This is a genomic window from Chryseobacterium oryctis, from assembly GCF_025971925.1.
Lineage (GTDB): Bacteria > Bacteroidota > Bacteroidia > Flavobacteriales > Weeksellaceae > Chryseobacterium > Chryseobacterium oryctis.
The window spans coordinates 197,022-215,171 of record NZ_JAPDHV010000002.1 but is presented as its reverse complement, the minus strand read 5'-3'; the positions used below and the strand labels follow the sequence as shown (position 1 = coordinate 215,171).

Genomic DNA, 18,150 nt, shown 5'->3' with positions numbered 1-18,150 from the left:
TATGATTACGGTTTAGCCGTTTCTATTTTTACTCCAATATCTTCAATCCCGGGAAGGTTGTCGTTTCTCATTGCTTGTATTAAGCCGATCTCATATTTTCCTTTCGCCGGAAATTTGTAATTCAGTTTGTACTGAAATAAAGTTTCTTTTGTGTCACCAAATCCTGTACCAAGCCATTCCCCGTTGGGTTTGGCAAGGATATAATTCATTGTATCTGTCTCTTTTTTCTTACTTTGAAGATTAGTGAAATTCACAATGAATCTAATGTTACTATATGGATAATCATTGTTATTTCTTACAACAAATATAATATTTTTAGGATTCTGCGGATCTGAAATTTCAAGATTAAATTTTTGTTCACTTTTCTTATTCCATTTGTTATCAACGGAATTCATTATAACTTCTCCTTCTGAGGAAGAGTTGCAACTAAAGAAAAGGATAAGACTAAATAATCCTAAAATTTTACGCATTGTTGTCTTTTTTTGGAGGAAATTTCTTTTTAAATTTTTTCTTGTTCGGGTTTGGTTTTTTCTCAGCATCAGAACTTTGTATATTTTCTACTTTTTCCAAATGAACTTTCGGCTGTTGAGGCTTTTGCTGTTTTGGTTGGTTATTAGAATTTACATTGTTATTTTGCTGCTGTCTTTCCTGTTTTTGAGGCTTTTCAGGTCTTTCGCTTCTCTCGGGACGATCTTGCTTTTCAGGTCTGTTGTTTCTTTTCTGACCTTGTTGATTATTGCTATTAGATCTGTTTTGATTCCTGTTTTTGTTATTGCTTCTGTTTTTCTTTTCAAACCTATCGACATTATTTTCCTGAATAAGATCGATTGTTTGTAAAGGTGTATCAGGTTGTTTTAAATCTTCAAGAGGGATGGTCTTTTCACCTCTTTTGTTTTTTGATATTAATTTTTTTACTAAATCAATATCAAGATCATACCATGCAATCGAGTTTTCAACATAAGCAAACCACATCTTCTTTTTGAAAACGTCAATTTTAATACAAAATGCTTTTCCTTTTTCTGTTTCTAGAACAGTTGAAGATGAAGGGAAATCACTTAATGCATCAAGATAGCTGTCTAATTCATAATTAAGACAACATTTAAGTTTCCCGCATTGTCCAGCAAGTTTTTGAGGATTTATGCTTAATTGCTGATATCTTGCAACATTTGTGTTGACAGATCTGAAATCGGTAAGCCAAGTAGAACAACAAAGTTCTCTTCCGCAAGACCCAATACCGCCTACTTTTGCGGCTTCCTGTCTGAAACCGATTTGTTTCATGTCGATTTTAGTACGGAAAGTACTTGCGTATTCTTTAATTAACTGTCTGAAGTCAACACGGTTGTCTGCAGTATAATAAAATGTAACTTTTGAAGCGTCACCCTGATATTCCACATCTGTAATCTTCATTTCAAGATTCAGTTTGTGGGCAATTTTTCGCGCTTCTATTTTTACATTATCTTCTTTTTTTCTCGCTTCCTGCCAAACTTCAAGGTCTTTCTGATTGGCCAGCCTGTATATTTTAAGTGCAGTTTCTTCTGAAGACTTTTTCTTCTTCATCTGAATTTTCACTAATTCACCGGTGAGACTTACCACACCTACATCATGTCCGGGACTTGATTCTACTGTTACTACACTACCTATGTGTAAAGGAATATTGTTTACGTTTTTATAAAACGATTTTCTGTCATTTTTAAATCTAACTTCCACAAAATCACACCTGTTTGGTGTTGGGTTGTTGATGTTAGAAAGCCAGTCAAAAACACTTAATTTATAACTATTACCACAGGTATTTACACTTTCACAGCCATTCGCGGTTTTCTTTGTTCCGCAAGAATGGGCAGAATCGCCGGATGTTTTGCATCCACAACTCATATATTATATATTATATTTAATTTGCAAATTTAGATATTTTTATCTTTATGTAATTCTAAAATAGACAAATATTCGGAAACAAGATTGTTTAATATTAAACAAAATTTAATAATGTTGAATAAAGTGTTATTAATTGATTAGTAATGATGTGTTTATGATTTATTATGCTTGAATTATTATTTTAAACATAGTTTTCTTTTGTTATATTGTTTAAAATTTTAAGATTTAATTAACAGGGTAACCAAAATAATTTTATATTTGGATTATATAATAATAGTTTATGAAAAAAATCTTATTATCAACTGCATTGTTGGCGGGTGTTTTATCTTATGCGGGGGGCTTTAGAGTTTCATTGCAAGGGGTAAGACAATTAGCAATGGCACATACTAGTGCTCATACTGAAGATGCTAGTGTAACATTCTTTAACCCTGCGGGTATGTCATTCATTCCTTCTAAGTTAAGTATTGTAGCTGGAGGGTTTGGAGCAAGTAATAAAGTAACTTTCCAGAATTTGAATACCTTGCAAAGTACAGAAACAGATAATCCTATTGGAACACCTATTTATGCTGCTGTGGCATATAAACCTATAGATAAGTTGTCTTTAGGATTTAGTTTTTCTACACCTTTTGGTAGTACAATTCAATGGCCTGAAAGTTGGGAAGGAAGAGAATTAGTTCAAAAAATGGAACTAAAAAGTTTCTATTTTCAACCAATGGTTTCTGTGAAACTGGCAGATTGGATGTCTTTTGGAGCAAGTTATATTTATGCTAAAGGAAAGGTGGACTGGGATAAAGCCGTTACACAATTTAACGGAGAGCTTAATATCAATGATGAAAAAGCAAGTGGTCATGGATATGGCTTTGGCTTCTATTTTAGACCGGATGACAAACTTGATGTGAGTGTTGCTTATCGTTCGGCTATAGATATGAAGGCAAAAAACGGAAAGGCAACATTTAAATTCCCTTCTACAAGTCCATATGCTTTATTGGGACTAGATGCTAATGGACAAGATAGCTTTAAGGCAACATTACCTTTAGTAGAAGAATATACAATTGGTTTGACTTATAAAATCACTCCAAAATGGTTGGTTTCTGCTGATTTTAACTATCACGGATGGGAAAGATATAGTAAATTGACTTTAGATTTTGCTAATGCTCCTATTGGAAACCAAGCTGATCCTACAGTCTTAGTGAATCCTAAAAATTTTAAAAATACCAAGACTTTCAGACTGGGAACTCAATACGCATTTAGTAATATGATTTTCGGAAGATTAGGTGCTTATTATGATGAAGCTCCTTATACCGATGAAAACTTTATCCCTGAAACTCCATCGTTTAATACTTATGTTATAACGGGAGGTGTAGGATTTAAATTGAAACAATTCGGAGTTGATATTGCGGGAGCTTATGCAATGCCTCAGTCAAGAGATGTGAAAAATGCAAATCTTGGTTTCTATGGACAAGCAAAAGCGACAGCATTTTATTTAGGTCTAGGTTTATCTTACAATCCTTTTTAATAGAAAATTATGAAAAAAATTATAATATCGACTCTTGGTGTTACAGCTTTACTATTTACACAGAGTTGCAAAACAGATTTTGATACAGATGTAACGGAGGTTAAAGTAACTAACGGAGAGGCTAATTTTTCCAAATATGTTGCGCTGGGTAACTCGTTAACTTCTGGATATAGAGATAATGCATTATATATTGATGGGCAAAATGAATCTTATCCATTAATGTTGGCTACACAAATGAAATTAGCAGGAGGAGGAGATTTTAAACAACCATTAATGGCGGATAATAATGGTGGGCTTCTTTTAGGAGGAATGAAAATAGCAGATACAAAGCAGTATATTAATGCTTTTGTAAATGGATCTCCTGATATTAAAAATGCAAATAATAATACTCCTACAACTGATGTTTCAAATAAACTTACAGGTCCTTTCAATAATATGGGAGTTCCTGGAGCTAAAGTTGCTCATTTGCTAGCTCCTGGTTATGGAAATATTTCTGGAATTGGAACAACGGCAAATCCGTATTTTGTTAGATTTGCATCAAGCCCAAGCACATCTGTAATTGCTGATTTTGTTAGTCAAAGTCCAACATTTTTCTCTTTATGGATTGGGAATAATGACGCTCTACTTTATGCATTAGCTGGAGCAGATGGAACGGTAGAAACTTTAACGCCGGCTGATCAGTTTAAAACATATTATAACCTATTGGTTTCACAAATCAAAACGACGAATGCTAAAGGTGTAATCGCAAATATTCCGGATGTAACTACAATTCCGAATCTTACAACAGTTCCTTATAATCCTCTTACATCTTCTGTTTTAGGTGGTGGAAATGTTGCTGTTGGTGAAGCTACTATTGATAACCTGAATGCAAATGTTTACGGGCCTCTAAGTCAGATTTTAACAGCTTTAAATGCTGGAGATAGAATTAAACCGTTAAGCAAAACAGCTGCAAATCCGCTTCTTATTAAAGACGAAAGCCTTCCGAATTTAGGGGCTCAGATTACTTATGCAGCAGCTAATTCCGGAAATGCTACTTTGGTAGCTCTTTCTGCTTATCTAGGTGCTACGTATGGACAGGCTAGACAAGCGAAAGAAGGAGATCTTGTTCCTTTAAGTGCAAAAGCAGCAATCGGAACAGTTGAAACTTTACCTGCTGGAGTTCCTGCTAGTTTGGGAGCTAGAGGTATTGCGTATCCTTTCGCGGACAAATATGTACTGACTTCAACTGAGGTAGCTGAAGTAAATACGGCAATTACTAGCTATAATGCAACTATTAAGGCAGCGGCAGACGCTAATGGATATGCTTTTGTAGATGCTAATGCAAAAATGAAAGAATTGAGCGGGAAGTCTGGAATTTCTTGGGATGGTGTAAAGTATTCTGCTAAATATGTCACAGGAGGAGCGTTTTCTCTAGATGGTGTACATTTAACAGGTAGAGGGTATGCTATTATTGCAAATGAGTTTATTAAAGCAATCAATGCTAAATATAAATCAACATTACCACAAGTAGATCCTAATAAATACTCAGGAGTAAAATTCCCTTAGTATATTAAAAGATAAAAACTTAAAGACCACAGGAGAGATTCTTGTGGTTTTTTTTTAAATTTGCAAAATCTTTTAAAAAGTAAAAATGGCAGATCAGTTAAGTTATCTATTTTCTACAAGAACGAGCAAGGACTTGGCAGAAAAAATAGCCCAATATTATGGGAAAGAATTGGGGAAAATCAACTTTCAGGAATTTAGTGATGGAGAATTTGAGCCGGTTTTAGACGAATCGGTAAGAGGAGGCAGAGTTTTCTTGATTGGTTCTACATTTCCTCCAGCAGACAATCTTTTAGAGCTTCTTTTAATGATTGATGCGGCTAAAAGAGCTTCTGCTAAAAGTATTACGGTTGTACTCCCTTATTTCGGGCTTGCAAGACAGGATAGAAAAGATAAGCCAAGAGCTCCGATAGGTGCGAAGTTGGTTGCTAATCTTTTAACAGCAGCGGGAGCAACAAGAATCATGACAATGGATTTACATGCTGATCAAATTCAAGGTTTCTTTGAAATTCCGGTAGATCATTTATATGCATCTACAATTTTTGTAGACTATATCAGAGATCTTAATTTAGAAAATCTTACTATTGCTTCTCCGGATATGGGGGGGGCAAAAAGAGCAAAGAACTATGCCGGACATCTTGGTGCAGACGTAGTTATAGCTTATAAGGAAAGAAAAAAAGCTAACGTTGTAGAAGAAATGTTCCTTATTGGGGATGTTGAAGGTAAAAATGTTATCCTTATTGATGATATGATTGATACTGCTGGTACACTTTGTAAAGCGGCTGATATCTTAATCGAAAAAGGAGCGAAATCTGTAAGGGCAATGGCTACTCATGGAGTTCTTTCCGGGAAGGCTTATGAGAATATTGAGAATTCTAAAATTCTTGAAGTTATTGTAACTGACTCAATTCCTGTTAAAAATAATTTGTCATCTAAAATAAAAGTGCTATCTTGCGCCCCATTATTTGCAGACGTTATGAAGATGGTTCACGAGCACCAATCAATTAGTAGTAAATTTATTATTTAATTGAAATTCAATAGTTTGCAAAATAAAATTAAAACAAATTTTTAAATTTTTTATAAATGAAATCTATTACAATTCAAGGTACAAAAAGAGAAAGCGTGGGCAAAAAGTCTACAAAAGCTTTACGTGATGCTGAATTAGTTCCTTGTGTTGTTTATGGAGGTGAAGCGCCTTTAAACTTCTCTGCTGAAGAGAGAGCTTTCAAAGGTTTAGTATACACTCCTGAAGCACACACGGTATCTATTGAGGTTGATGGGAAGGTAATTCCAGCTGTTCTTCAGGATATTCAGTTTCACCCAATCACAGACAAAATTCTTCACGCAGACTTCTATCAATTATCTGATGATAAGCCAGTTATTATGGAAGTTCCTGTAAGAATTACAGGTCGTTCTAAAGGTGTTGTAGCTGGTGGTGTTTTACGTCAGTCTTTCAGAAAATTGAAAGTAAAAGCTATTCCTGCAAACTTACCAGACGAAATCGTTGTAGATGTTACTCCATTGAGAATTGGTAACAAACTTTATGTAGGAGGAATCAAAACTGAAGGATATTCTTTCATGCACCCTGACAATGCAGTTGTAGTAGCTGTTAAGATGTCTAGAAATGCGATGAAGGGAGGTGCAGCAGCAATGGATGATGACGATGAGGAAGAGGCAGCGGGAGAAGCTCCGGCAGCTGAAGAAACTGCAGCAGAATAAGAATTACTTATTTCAACAAGCATATAAAACCTGTCAATTTTGGCAGGTTTTTATTTTTAGATTACATCTATAATCATATTAATTGAGCAAGGCTTTCAGAAAAAAGCCGTAAATTTGAAATGTTCTAAATAAGGACGTTTTAATTTAAAACTTATTAAATGTTTGACATTCAGGAAATCAGAAGTCAGTTTTCGATATTGAATCAAAAAGTGAATGGTAAGCCTTTGGTTTACTTAGATAATGCAGCAACGTCACAAAAACCAAACTCCGTTTTAGAAGTTTGTCACAAATATTATACAGAACTTAACGCCAATGTTCACAGAGGAATTCATACTTTAAGTCAGTTAGCAACAGAAGAAATGGAACTTTCGAGGAGAAAAATCCAAAAGTTTATTAATGCTAAAAATGATTTTGAAATAATTTTTACCAAAGGAACAACAGAAGGGTTAAACCTCATCTCTTATATCTTAACTCAAAAGTTAAAGAAAGATGATGAGATTATCATTTCTTATTTGGAACACCATTCGAATATAGTTCCTTGGCAAATGCTTTGTGAGAGAACGGGAGCAAAATTAAAAGTGATTCCTATTGATGAAAACGGAATTCTTCAACTGGATTATCTGGATAAATATTTAAGTGAAAAAACCAAAGTAGTTTCTGTAAATCAGGTTTCAAATGCTTTGGGGATTATTAATCCTATTGAAGAAATCATTGCTAAAACAAGAAAAAATTCGGACGCTTACATTATAATTGATGGTGCTCAATCTGCTCCTCATTTCACAATTGATGTTCAAAAACTAGATTGTGATTTCTTTGTTTTTTCCGGGCATAAAATGTATGCTCCAATGGGTACAGGAATTTTGTATGGGAAACAAGAAATTTTGGAAGATTTACCGCCATTTCACGGAGGTGGAGAAATGATTGCAACATGTTCTTTCGAGGGAACTACTTATGCAGGACTTCCTTTTAAATATGAAGCGGGAACTCCAAATGTTGGAGGAAACATAGCTTTGGGTGCTGCTATTGATTTCATTCAAAAAATAGGGCAGGAAAATATTCAGATTCATGAAAATGCATTACTTGAATATGCTCAAAAGCATCTTTTGGAGTTAGATAATATTAAAATTTATGGTGAGAAAGCCAATAGAACAGGGGTAGTGTCTTTTAATCTTGAAGGAATGGGGATTTCTTCGGATGTGGGAATGATTCTCGATAAAATGGGCATTGCTGTAAGAACAGGACATCATTGTACACAGCCAATTATGGATTTCTTTAATATTGCAGGAACAGTGAGAGCAAGTTTTGCTGTTTACAATACTTTTGAAGAAATTGATGCTTTAATTGAAGGAGTAAAGAAAGCACAACGAATGCTGTCTTAAACTTAAGAATCATACAAAATAATGAATAATAAAATCCCTTTCAACAATTATTGAAAGGGATTTATATTTTTCACAAATGGAAATCTGTATTGTCTCCAAAACCGATGAGAATTTAAATATTAGGTTTCCAATCTACAACAGCTCTAATGAATGCTTCTGCATTTTCCAAAGGAATATTTGGTAAAATTCCATGACCTAGATTGGCGATATATCTGTCTTTTCCAAAGCGGTTAATCATTTCATTAACCATTTTTTTGATAGTTTCAGGTGTTGAATGCAGTCTTGCCGGGTCGAAATTTCCTTGCAAGGTCATCGTATGATTGGTTAGAGTTCTTGCAAATTCAGGAGTAATAGTCCAGTCTACACCCAGAGCTGAAGCTTTAGACATCGTCATCTCTTCCAAAGCAAACCAGCATCCTTTTCCGAAAACAACAACATGTGTAAGCGGACTTAAAGCTTCTACAATTTGGTTGATATATTGCCAAGAAAATTCCTGATAATCAGTTGGAGAAAGCATTCCTCCCCAAGAATCAAAAACCTGAACGGTGGAAACTCCTTTTTCTACTTTTCTCTTCAAATAAGCAATTGTTGTATCTGTTATTTTTTGAAGAAGCAAATGTGCGGCTTCCGGTTGTTGGAAACAGAAAGATTTTGCAATATCAAAAGCCTTGCTTCCTTTTCCTTCTACGCAATAGCAAAGAATTGTCCAAGGAGAACCTGCAAAGCCAATCAAAGGAATTTCATTATCTAATTTTTGAAGTGTCAACTCAATAGCATCAAAAACATAACCTAAAGTATCATTTACGTCAGGTACTTCAATATTGTTTACCTGTTCTGTTGTTCTGATTGGATTGTCTAACCAAGGTCCTACAGATTCTTTCATTTTAAAGTCAATTCCCATTGCTTGAGGAACTACCAAAATATCAGAAAATAAAATAGCAGCATCCAAAGGAAGTCTACGGATAGGCTGTACTGTAATTTCAGCAGCTAATTCAGGAGTCTGACAACGAGTGAAAAAATCGTACTTGTCACGAAGAGCAATAAATTCAGGTAAATATCTTCCTGCTTGTCTCATCATCCAAACCGGAGGTCTTTCCACAGTTTCTCCTCGAAGTGCCTTTAAGTATAAGTCGTTTTTAATCATAATTATCTGATAGTTTTACCTTTATATACAAAAAAATGTATTGTAGGGTTTTCAAATCTTACTTTTTATTAATTTTAAGATGGAAGCTAAAGTGTTTCCTTCTGAAGTATAAATTTTTTCTTTAGTATATTTTCTCAATTCATTAGAAGTTGTTTCTCCTATCGAAAAAACTTTCATATTCGTTAATGAATTGTTTTTTAAGAAACTACGCACTCCACTTGGACTAAAAAATACAGCAGCGTCATATTTTTTGCTAATAACAGGATTGAGTTCCTCTGTGTTGTAAATAACTATTTTTTTATATCTGATATTTTGCAGAGGAAGTTCATTGTCTAAAATAGATAGTGCTAAATTTCCACAAAAATGAAGAAATTTTTCATACTGGCAACTACATGTAATAAACCTTGAAAGAGTTTCTGCATTTTTAAGTACTTTAAAAGTACCAAAGCCATATTTTCTTAATTCTTTCTTGGTTTTTTCACCTACACAATAGATTTTATTGTAGTTTTTGGCAGTGAAATCTTCGTTGGGTTTAAAATGATTTTGAAAAAAAGCATTCACGCCATTCACGCTTGTGAAAATCAGGGAGCTGTTTTTCAAATCAAAAGGAGCGATTTTTATGGGAGTGGTTTTAATTACCTCAACAGAATCAGCCCAAATATTCTCTCCTAAATCTTTGGATAAAACATCTGGTTCTATATTTTTGGTAAATAAGATATTCATATTACTGAAACCTAATTAAGGTAGTAGTGATTTCTATAAATTATTTTTGATTTCAACCATCATTTCTTTTCCTCCGTTTTCAAGAACGATGTTCGCATATTTTTCCCCAAAATTTTCTGTTTCATTATAAACGAAGCTTTCATCAATTGAAATGCAGTTTTTGCCATCTAATGAGCAAAGAGCAGCCTTAAACCTTATTTGGTCATCGAAAATTTGAGCAAAAGCACCAATAGGAGCTGTACAGCCACCTTCTAAAGTGCTTAGAAAGTTTCTTTCAATTTCAACACAGGTTTGTGTCGCTTTATGGTTGATTTTTCTTACAATATCATTAATTTCCTTTTTGTCGGAATGCCCGGCAACGGTTACAACGCCTTGTGATGGAGCCGAAATCATTAAAGGAAGCATTTCGTAATCAAGATTCATTTTCATTCTCTTAATTCCTGCTAAAGATAAAATTGTAGCGTCAAAATCCTGTTCTTCTAATTTTTGAAGACGGGTTTGTATATTTCCACGAATATCTGAGAACTCAGCATTAGGATAGTTTCTTAGCCAAAAAGCTCTCCTTCTCAAACTGCTTGTAGCCAGTTTTAATTCATGAAATTCTTTATTTCTTGATGCTTCTTTTCTAATTAAAACATCTTGAGGAAAATCTCTTTCAAGGTATGCGATAAGCTCTATGTTTTCAGGTAATTGAGTAGGTACGTCTTTTAAAGAATGTACAGCAATGTCAATTTCATCATTCAATAATGCAACATCAAGGTCTCTTGTGAAAACACCGGTTATCCCAAGAGAATAAAGAGGCTGATTAAGGTTTTTATCACCCGAAGAAACAATTGGGGTAATCTCAGTTTTATAGTTGTTGTTTTGCAAATGTCTTGCAACTTCTCTGGCTTGCCATAGTGCAAGTGCAGAATTTCTGGTTCCGATTCTAATGCTTTTCATTGAATTCGTTGTTTGGTTGTTCAACTAATATTTCGTGCATTAATTTACTAATTTCTTCGGCTTTTAGAGGATTATCTATAATGTATTTTGCGAATCGATTGGTAATTTTCTGAATCATTTTATCAGAAAGTGCCATATCTTCTATGTTTATATATTTATTCTTTTTGTAAAAATTATGCATTTCATTGCGTTCCATGTTTTTTAAAACAGCTTTGAAATGATGGATATTTGGCACTAACTTTCTCTTTTTTTCCCACTCAAGGAACTCTTTTGTCATTTCCTTGATAATTTTTTCTGCTTTCGGAACTTCCTTTTCTCGCTGTTGAATCGTTTCCTGAATTTGTTTTGAAAGATCATCAACATCTACTAATGTCACATTTTCATTATCAGTAACATCTTTTTCTACGTTATGCGGAATGGAAAGGTCAATCACTAAAGTTTCTTTTCCGTTCGGAAAATGAGATTGGTTTACAATAGGGTGCTTTGCTCCTGTTGCAACAATCAGAATGTCGGTATTTTTTAGCTCTTTATCAAAATTATTATAATCAACACTAGGAATGTTATACTTGCTGGAAATTTTTTCCGCTTTTTCCTGAGTTCTGTTGGCTACTTTTATTTTGGGTTGATAAACATGTTTTACAAGGTTTTCAACGGTGTTTTGCCCTATTTCTCCGACTCCTAAAAGAAGGATGTTTTTTTCGTTAATTCTTTTTTGAGTGTTTAAAATATAATGAACCGCAGCATAAGAAACCGATGCGGCTCCGTTTGATATTCCTGTTTCGTTTTTTATTCTTTTTGAAATCTGAATAGCAGAATTAATTGCTCTTTCCAAATAAGGATTAGAGTTTTGTCTTTCTTTTTTAAAACGAGTATAGGCTTTTTTAATTTGTCCAATAATCTCAAAATCACCAATTATTTGACTTTCCAAACCTGCTGCAACTCTGAATAAATGGGTTAAGGCTTCTTCTTTGGTGTGAATATTAGCAAACTGAAGAAAATCGGTAATGCTTACCCCGATAGTTTTACAGTATTCTTCTGCTACCAGAAGATAATTGGGTGAAGTGGTATAGATTTCGGTTCTGTTACAGGTAGAAACAACAAAAGCATCTCCCAAATCCTCATTATGAATTCTGGAAACAAAATTTTTGATGTTTTCATCAAAAAATGCAAATTTCCCGCGAGTTTCTCCATCTGCTTTTTCGTAGCTTATGGAAAGTACTGCAAAATTCGACGTTTTATGTATGTTGGAATGCTGTAACATAAGTGGTGCAAATTTACGCTTTTTTTACTTAATGATTTTCTGATAATATATATGATAATTATCGTGAAAAACTATTTGGGTTTGTTCTAAATAGATGGGATTTGATATTAAGAGTTTTTAATTTTTTTTTTCAATTCAATTATTATAAATGATTTTTGAGAAATACTATAGAATTTGCAATCTAATATTCTCGCTATTGTGTGTCATTACTACAATGTTTAAAATAGCTTAAGTTGAAGTCTGTAAATATCTAAAGTGAAAGTTAATAAACTCTTAGAAATTTTAATAAAATTTTAACCAAATTAAATGCTCATGGAATTTCTTTGGTTGTCTTAAATTTATATCTTTGTAAATCTTTAAAAAATCAGAAGAAAAATATGGGTTTATTTGATATGTTTACGCAAGAAATTGCGATAGACCTTGGTACTGCCAACACTCTTATCATTCATAATAATAAAATTGTTATAGATCAGCCTTCAATTGTTGCAATTGAACGATCTACGGGTAGGCCAATTGCTGTTGGGGAACAGGCGAAACATATGCAAGGTAAAACTCACGAGGATATCAAAACAATTCGTCCTTTGAAAGATGGGGTTATTGCAGATTTCCATGCTTCTGAGCATATGATTAAAGAATTTATCAAAAAAATTCCTGGAATTAAAGGTAAATTTATTCAACCGGCATTGAGAATTGTTATTTGTATCCCTTCTGGAATTACTGAAGTTGAAAAAAGAGCGGTAAGAGACTCGGCACAGAAAGTAAACGCAAAAGAAGTACGATTGATTTATGAACCGATGGCTGCAGCTATAGGGGTTGGAATCGACGTTCAAAAACCTGAAGGTAATATGATTATCGATATAGGCGGTGGTACAACAGAGATTGCTGTTGTTGCTTTAGGAGGTATTGTATGTGATAAGTCAGTGAAAATTGCAGGAGATGTATTTACAAATGATATTGCTTATTACTTAAGAACTCACCACAATCTTTATATTGGGGAAAGAACTGCTGAAAGAATTAAAATTGAAGTAGGTTCTGCTGTTGAAGACTTAGATGTTGATATTGAAGATATTCCGGTACAGGGTAGAGACCTTATTACGGGTAAGCCAAAAGAAATCATGGTTGGTTACAAAGAGATTGCAAGAGCGTTGGATAAATCTATTATCAGAATCGAAGATGCTGTAATGGAAACGCTTTCTCTTACTCCTCCGGAATTGGCTGCGGATATTTATAAAACAGGTATTTATCTTGCGGGAGGTGGTGCTTTGTTGAGAGGTCTTGCAGATAGATTACACAAGAAAACCGGATTGCCTGTTTTTGTTGCGGAAGATCCGTTGAGAGCTGTTGTTCGAGGAACGGGGATTGCGCTTAAGAATATGGATAAATTCAATTTCTTAATTAAATAATTTTAACTTTTACGACACTATATCTGAATGGGATTTTTGCTGAGATTATTTTCGAAGAACGCATTTTTTGTCTTCTTTATATTCCTGCAAATTATTGCTCTGGTTTTGATATTCTCTAAAAATTCTATGCAGAAATCATGGATTGCGGGTCAAACGGCGGCTTTGAATTCGTGGGTTTCGGGAGGTATTGATGAAGGGATTTCTTATCTTAAACTCAAGCAGATAAACGAAGACCTTGTTGCGCAAAATAAAGCTTTAATGACAGAGCTATATGGTAAACAAGGTGCGCAAAATCCTCAGTTCAGGAAAGTTCATGATACTATAGGAGGAGGACAGATTTACACATTTGTAGACGGAGAAATTGTTTTTAATAGTATCAATAGAAAAAACAACTATTTTACAATTAATAGAGGAAGACGTGATGGAGTTTTTCCGCAAATGGGAGTAATGGCTCCTAAAGGCATTGCGGGAATTGTTATTAATTCTACAGATAGTTACGCATTGGTTCAATCGGTTTTAAGTGTTAATAAAATCAGAATTAATGCAGCTTTAAAAAATTCAGGATATTTCGGGACTTTAACTTGGAATGGAGATAATTCCAGAGTAATGCATTTGGCAGATATTCCTAAATATGTTGCTTTACGAGTGGGAGATACAATTGTAACCGATGGTAAATCGGCTATTTTCCCTAAAGGAGTAATGATAGGAACAATTGCAGGATATTCGGTTGATAATAAAACAGGATTCTGGGATATTTCGGTAGAATTAAGTGAAAAAATGGGTGCTTTAAATAAGGTTTTTGTAGTTAAGAATCTGAAAAAAGCAGAAGTTCAGAAGATTCAAGATACAATGCAAGCTGTAATAAAAAAGGAAAATGATTAGCAGGACTTTATTTACGGATATTTTAATCATGATTTTTCTTGTTGCGTTACAGATTTTTGTACTCAACAGGATTACAGTTTTTGGTAAGTATACCCCGGTATTATATCCTGTTTTTGTAATGTTTTATCCTTTTTTTCGAAATAAATTTCAATTCTTAGCACTAAGCTTCTTGATTGGTTTGTCAATTGATGCTTTTCTATATTCTTGGGGAATTAATGCATTTGCGACAACTTTGGTTGCTTATTTCAGAACATTGATTTTCAGAACTTCTACAGATACTTCAACAGACTTCTTTTCTTTTCAGTCTTTACAATGGACGCAGTTTTTATTGTTCTTGTTTTCAAGTATCTTCTTACATCAATTATTCGTTCAGTATATTGAATTTTTTAAGTTTAGCCGTTTCTTCGAAATATTACTTAATGTGTTGGTAACAAGTATAATTTCTTTTATATTTATAGTTATTTATGCATTAATATTTAAAATCAAACAAAAAGTTTGAACACACGTTATTTAAAAATCTTCTCTGTTCTCGTTGTAATCGCACTTATTTTTGTGGCGAGACTTGCCTATTTGCAGTTGTTTACAGACAGGTATGCCCTTAATGCTGCCAATACTTCTATTAAAACCGAATACATTATTCCTCAACGAGGGGTAATTTTTGATAGAAATGGGAAAATCATGGTAGGGAATCAACCTGCTTATGAAATTTCTTTCGTTCAGGCTCTGATGAAACCTGATTTTGATACTATTGGTTTTTGTAATTTAATGAAAATCAGCAAGTCGGATTTTATTAATAGGATTAATACCATTAAAAAGGAAAAATATTACTCAAAGCTGACTCCGATGACTTTCATCAAAGATCTCAGCAGAGAAGATATTGCGAGAGTTCAGGAAATTATTTTTAAATACCCTGCTTTTAGTATTGTTTCGCGACCTCAGCGACAATATGAAGTTTCAACCTCGGGTAACCTTTTAGGATATACAAGTGAAGTAAACGAAAGAGAGATTAAGAAAGATTCTGCATATTATTTACCAGGAGATTTTATTGGAAAAACAGGAGTTGAAAAATCCTATGAAAAGGAATTGAGGGGTATTAAAGGAGTTAAATATATTCAGAAAGATATCAAACTTAGAAGTATAGGTTCTTATAAAAACGGAACTTTAGATAAAGATGTGGTTACAGGAAAAGATATCACTCTTACTATTGATTATGATCTTCAGAGAATGGCTGAAGAAATGTTGGTAAATAAACATGGAGCTATTGTAGCTTTAGATCCCAATAATGGGGAAGTATTAGTTTCAGCAACCGGACCGGATATTGATCCTAATCTTTTCACCGGACCTAATAAATCCAAAAATTTGTACGCTTTATCAAAAGATACGATATATGAGAATAAGCCTACTTTTGATCGTTCTTTACAAGCGGCTTATCCTCCAGGTTCTACCTTTAAATTGTTAACGGCTTTAGCGGCAATGCAAATGGGAGTTATGGATGAGAAAACAATTTTCCCATGCGGTGGTGGTTTTTTTTATAAAGGTAAAAGAATTAAAGGTCACGGAGGAGCCGATCCGCTAATTCCTTCAATTCAGGTTTCCAGTAATTGTTTTTTCACGTATGCATTTATTGCAATTATCAAAAAATATCCAGGAAATCCGTCGAAAGGTGTTGATGAGTGGAAAAAAATAATGAGCAGTTTTGGAGTAGGAGAATTCTTAAATAATGATTTTGCTGTAGGTGCGAAGGGGAGAATTCCTTCTGGAGATTTTTATGAAAAAAGGTTCAAGGCCATCATGAAAGCGAGTGGCTCCCAAAGGACGGATTTTAAAAATTGGGATGAGATGTCAACAGGGGCTATTTATAATGGAATGGGTCAAGGAGATGTTCTTCTTACACCATTACAGATGGCGAATTTTGTTGCTGCAATTGCAAATAGAGGTTGGTATTATACTCCGCATATTGTTAAATCAATTGACGGAAAACCTAATCCGGATCCAAGATTTAAAAAGAAGCATAAAACACTTGTTGATCCTAAGCATTTTGAACCCGTGCTTAAAGGAATGGAAGCTGTGGTTTTACGTGGTACAGCAAGAGGTTTGAAATCTAATGATTTTACACAATTGGCTAAAACGGGAACAGCACAAGTTCCGCAAGGGAAAGATAATTCAATCTTTGTATTGATAGCTCCTGCGGATAAACCAAAAATTGTGGTTGCTGCAGTAATGGAACATGCCGGTTTTGGAGCAACTTGGGCAGGTCCTGCTTGTACGTTAATTGCAGAAAAATATATTACAGGAGATTTGAAAAGAGAACATCTTTACAAAAAAATGATAAGCTCAAGTTTCATGCCTGAATATAAAAGACAATGGATTGCTGATTTAAAACGAAAAGGTTTGTATGTAGACCCTAAGCCGGACTCTATTAAACTAAAAAGAATTCAGGATAGTTTAAATTTTATCAAGCAGCAAAAAGCTAAATTGCAAAAAAAGATTAACGACGAAACAAAAAATAATAAAAACACAAAACCGGTCAAGCAATGAAATGGACAGAAGGAATAGATAAATTGGGTCTAGGCTTGTATTTCTTGCTTTGCATTTTTGCGATTGCAAATATCTATAGTGTTGACCAAAAATTAGGAGAAAAGCAATTGCTTTTTTTCTGTATATCATTGGTAGTTGGGCTTGTGATTTTTGTTGGAAGAAGTAAGTTTTTTGAAAATATGTCCGGGATAATTTACATCGGGGGTGTTTTACTTCTAGTTGGTTTATTTCCTTTTGGTAAAGAAATACTTGGCCAGAAAAACTGGTATAAATTCGGGAGCTTTACCATGCAACCTGTAGAATTTGCAAAAATTGGCACTGCTTTAATGCTTTCGAACTATGTTTCTGGTCCGGATTTTAATTTAAGTAACAGAAAATCCCTTTTAACAGCTCTCGGGATTATAGGTATTCCTGCTGTTGTTGTATTGGCTATTCCCGATGTAGGCTCAATGCTGGTATTTATTGCTTTTTTTATTGCGTTATATAGAGAAGGCTTAAGTGGATGGCTATTTGGAATAGGATTTGTCTTTGCAGGAGTTTTTCTTGTCTCTTTGGCTATTCCGCCATTGTATGTTGTTCTTACAATATTGGTAATTGCGGGAGGCTGGATTGCCATGAACTATTATAGAATGTCTTGGAATATTATATCTATTTCAAGTATAGCAGGTTCGATTTTAATATTATGTGGTTTGGCTTTTGGTTCTCCTTTTGTTTTGGAAAAATTGCCAAAGCATCAGAGAGAAAGAATAGAAGTTCTCTATAAGGGAGAAAAAGCATTTAGAGATACTTCTGGTTATAATCTATTGTACTCAAAGACAGCGATTGGTTCAGGAGGGCTTTTAGGAAAAGGTTATCGTGAAGGCTCAGTTACACAAGGAAAATTCGTTCCTGAGCAGGAAACTGACTATATTTTCTGTACAGTAGGTGAAGAATGGGGATTTGTAGGAAGCGCGGTACTTATATTGTGCTATATGATTTATATTGGAAGGATTTATTATCTCGCAGAAAAGCAGAAATCTACATTTAATCGTGTTTTTGGGTATTGCTTTGCTTCCATACTGTTGATGCACTTTTCGATTAATTTAGGAATGGTTATGGGGCTTTTTCCAACGGTAGGTATTCCTTTGCCTTATTTTAGTTATGGAGGAAGTTCTTTGCTTGCCTTTTCTATTATGACTTTTATTTTCTTTAAACTTAATTATTCAGATAAAAATAGTTTGGTTTAAGTA

General features: G+C 34.0%; 16 protein-coding genes. 10 read left to right on the top strand and 6 right to left on the bottom strand.

Features of this window, described 5'->3' with window-relative positions; all coding sequences use genetic code 11:
- Nucleotides 1–5: 5 nt before the first annotated feature.
- Nucleotides 6–470 (bottom strand): gliding motility lipoprotein GldH, encoded by a 465-nt coding sequence (locus OH806_RS04685; RefSeq protein ID WP_264742513.1) that lies wholly within the window; start codon nucleotides 468–470, stop codon nucleotides 6–8.
- A complete protein-coding gene (locus OH806_RS04680) occupies nucleotides 463–1,872 on the bottom strand; it encodes a PSP1 domain-containing protein (protein ID WP_264742512.1) in 1,410 nt (469 codons plus the stop codon). The genes OH806_RS04685 and OH806_RS04680 overlap by 8 nt, the downstream gene beginning before the upstream one ends.
- 280 nt (nucleotides 1,873–2,152) lie before the next feature.
- Between OH806_RS04680 and OH806_RS04675 the strand changes: the two genes are divergently transcribed.
- The 5 genes from OH806_RS04675 (at nucleotide 2,153) to OH806_RS04655 (ending at nucleotide 8,028) form a co-directional block, all read left to right on the top strand.
- Nucleotides 2,153–3,388 (top strand): OmpP1/FadL family transporter, encoded by a 1,236-nt coding sequence (locus OH806_RS04675; protein WP_264742511.1) that lies wholly within the window; start codon nucleotides 2,153–2,155, stop codon nucleotides 3,386–3,388.
- A gap of 9 nt (nucleotides 3,389–3,397) precedes the next feature.
- The gene (locus OH806_RS04670; RefSeq protein WP_264742510.1) at nucleotides 3,398–4,933 is read left to right on the top strand and encodes an SGNH/GDSL hydrolase family protein; all 1,536 of its coding nucleotides are present in this window, start codon (nucleotides 3,398–3,400) and stop codon (nucleotides 4,931–4,933) included.
- Between the two features lie 85 nt (nucleotides 4,934–5,018).
- Entirely contained in the window at nucleotides 5,019–5,957 is a 939-nt protein-coding gene (locus tag OH806_RS04665) for a ribose-phosphate pyrophosphokinase (RefSeq protein ID WP_264742509.1), read from the top strand.
- A gap of 56 nt (nucleotides 5,958–6,013) precedes the next feature.
- A complete protein-coding gene (locus OH806_RS04660) occupies nucleotides 6,014–6,649 on the top strand; it encodes a 50S ribosomal protein L25/general stress protein Ctc (protein WP_264742508.1) in 636 nt (211 codons plus the stop codon).
- A 158-nt stretch (nucleotides 6,650–6,807) separates the two neighbouring features.
- Entirely contained in the window at nucleotides 6,808–8,028 is a 1,221-nt protein-coding gene (locus tag OH806_RS04655) for an aminotransferase class V-fold PLP-dependent enzyme (protein WP_264742507.1), read from the top strand.
- A 112-nt stretch (nucleotides 8,029–8,140) separates the two neighbouring features.
- Here OH806_RS04655 and hemE read toward each other — a convergent pair whose 3' ends face one another.
- Genes hemE through hemA form a run of 4 tightly spaced genes read right to left on the bottom strand, consistent with a single transcriptional unit; the run spans nucleotide 8,141 to nucleotide 12,098 of the window.
- Nucleotides 8,141–9,172 carry a uroporphyrinogen decarboxylase gene (hemE, locus tag OH806_RS04650; protein WP_264742506.1) on the bottom strand — a complete coding sequence of 344 codons (1,032 nt, stop codon included), beginning with the start codon at nucleotides 9,170–9,172 and terminating at the stop codon, nucleotides 8,141–8,143.
- 51 nt (nucleotides 9,173–9,223) lie between these two features.
- On the bottom strand, nucleotides 9,224–9,895 hold the full coding sequence (locus OH806_RS04645; RefSeq protein WP_264742505.1) for a uroporphyrinogen-III synthase: 672 nt from the start codon (nucleotides 9,893–9,895) through the stop codon (nucleotides 9,224–9,226).
- Nucleotides 9,896–9,928: 33 nt separating this feature from the next.
- A complete protein-coding gene (gene hemC, locus OH806_RS04640) occupies nucleotides 9,929–10,837 on the bottom strand; it encodes a hydroxymethylbilane synthase (protein ID WP_264742504.1) in 909 nt (302 codons plus the stop codon).
- Nucleotides 10,824–12,098, bottom strand: a complete 1,275-nt coding sequence (hemA, locus tag OH806_RS04635) for a glutamyl-tRNA reductase (RefSeq protein ID WP_264742503.1) — start codon at nucleotides 12,096–12,098, stop codon at nucleotides 10,824–10,826. The genes hemC and hemA overlap by 14 nt, the downstream gene beginning before the upstream one ends.
- A gap of 377 nt (nucleotides 12,099–12,475) precedes the next feature.
- Here hemA and OH806_RS04630 point away from each other — a divergent pair, with 377 nt between their 5' ends.
- From OH806_RS04630 to rodA, 5 genes are read left to right on the top strand one after another with little or no spacing between them, the layout of a single operon-like run.
- A complete protein-coding gene (locus tag OH806_RS04630; protein ID WP_264742502.1) occupies nucleotides 12,476–13,501 on the top strand; it encodes a rod shape-determining protein in 1,026 nt (341 codons plus the stop codon).
- 27 nt (nucleotides 13,502–13,528) lie between these two features.
- Entirely contained in the window at nucleotides 13,529–14,383 is an 855-nt protein-coding gene (mreC, locus tag OH806_RS04625; protein ID WP_264742501.1) for a rod shape-determining protein MreC, read from the top strand.
- Entirely contained in the window at nucleotides 14,376–14,882 is a 507-nt protein-coding gene (locus OH806_RS04620; protein WP_264742500.1) for a rod shape-determining protein MreD, read from the top strand. The genes mreC and OH806_RS04620 overlap by 8 nt, the downstream gene beginning before the upstream one ends.
- A complete protein-coding gene (locus OH806_RS04615; RefSeq protein WP_264742499.1) occupies nucleotides 14,879–16,921 on the top strand; it encodes a peptidoglycan D,D-transpeptidase FtsI family protein in 2,043 nt (680 codons plus the stop codon). The genes OH806_RS04620 and OH806_RS04615 overlap by 4 nt, the downstream gene beginning before the upstream one ends.
- Entirely contained in the window at nucleotides 16,918–18,147 is a 1,230-nt protein-coding gene (rodA, locus tag OH806_RS04610; protein ID WP_264742498.1) for a rod shape-determining protein RodA, read from the top strand. Before OH806_RS04615 ends, rodA begins: the two co-directional genes overlap by 4 nt.
- The last annotated feature ends 3 nt before the right edge of the window (nucleotides 18,148–18,150 follow it).

Excerpts from the sequence above, each read along its gene's own strand:
- OH806_RS04685 (WP_264742513.1), bottom strand. The coding sequence starts at position 470 with ATGCGTAAAATTTTAGGATTATTTAGTCTTATCCTTTTCTTTAGTTGC.
- OH806_RS04680 (WP_264742512.1), bottom strand. The coding sequence starts at position 1,872 with ATGAGTTGTGGATGCAAAACATCCGGCGATTCTGCCCATTCTTGCGGA.
- OH806_RS04675 (WP_264742511.1), top strand. The coding sequence starts at position 2,153 with ATGAAAAAAATCTTATTATCAACTGCATTGTTGGCGGGTGTTTTATCT.
- OH806_RS04670 (WP_264742510.1), top strand. The coding sequence starts at position 3,398 with ATGAAAAAAATTATAATATCGACTCTTGGTGTTACAGCTTTACTATTT.
- OH806_RS04665 (WP_264742509.1), top strand. The coding sequence starts at position 5,019 with ATGGCAGATCAGTTAAGTTATCTATTTTCTACAAGAACGAGCAAGGAC.
- OH806_RS04660 (WP_264742508.1), top strand. The coding sequence starts at position 6,014 with ATGAAATCTATTACAATTCAAGGTACAAAAAGAGAAAGCGTGGGCAAA.
- OH806_RS04655 (WP_264742507.1), top strand. The coding sequence starts at position 6,808 with ATGTTTGACATTCAGGAAATCAGAAGTCAGTTTTCGATATTGAATCAA.
- hemE (WP_264742506.1), bottom strand. The coding sequence starts at position 9,172 with ATGATTAAAAACGACTTATACTTAAAGGCACTTCGAGGAGAAACTGTG.
- OH806_RS04645 (WP_264742505.1), bottom strand. The coding sequence starts at position 9,895 with ATGAATATCTTATTTACCAAAAATATAGAACCAGATGTTTTATCCAAA.
- hemC (WP_264742504.1), bottom strand. The coding sequence starts at position 10,837 with ATGAAAAGCATTAGAATCGGAACCAGAAATTCTGCACTTGCACTATGG.
- hemA (WP_264742503.1), bottom strand. The coding sequence starts at position 12,098 with ATGTTACAGCATTCCAACATACATAAAACGTCGAATTTTGCAGTACTT.
- OH806_RS04630 (WP_264742502.1), top strand. The coding sequence starts at position 12,476 with ATGGGTTTATTTGATATGTTTACGCAAGAAATTGCGATAGACCTTGGT.
- mreC (WP_264742501.1), top strand. The coding sequence starts at position 13,529 with ATGGGATTTTTGCTGAGATTATTTTCGAAGAACGCATTTTTTGTCTTC.
- OH806_RS04620 (WP_264742500.1), top strand. The coding sequence starts at position 14,376 with ATGATTAGCAGGACTTTATTTACGGATATTTTAATCATGATTTTTCTT.
- rodA (WP_264742498.1), top strand. The coding sequence starts at position 16,918 with ATGAAATGGACAGAAGGAATAGATAAATTGGGTCTAGGCTTGTATTTC.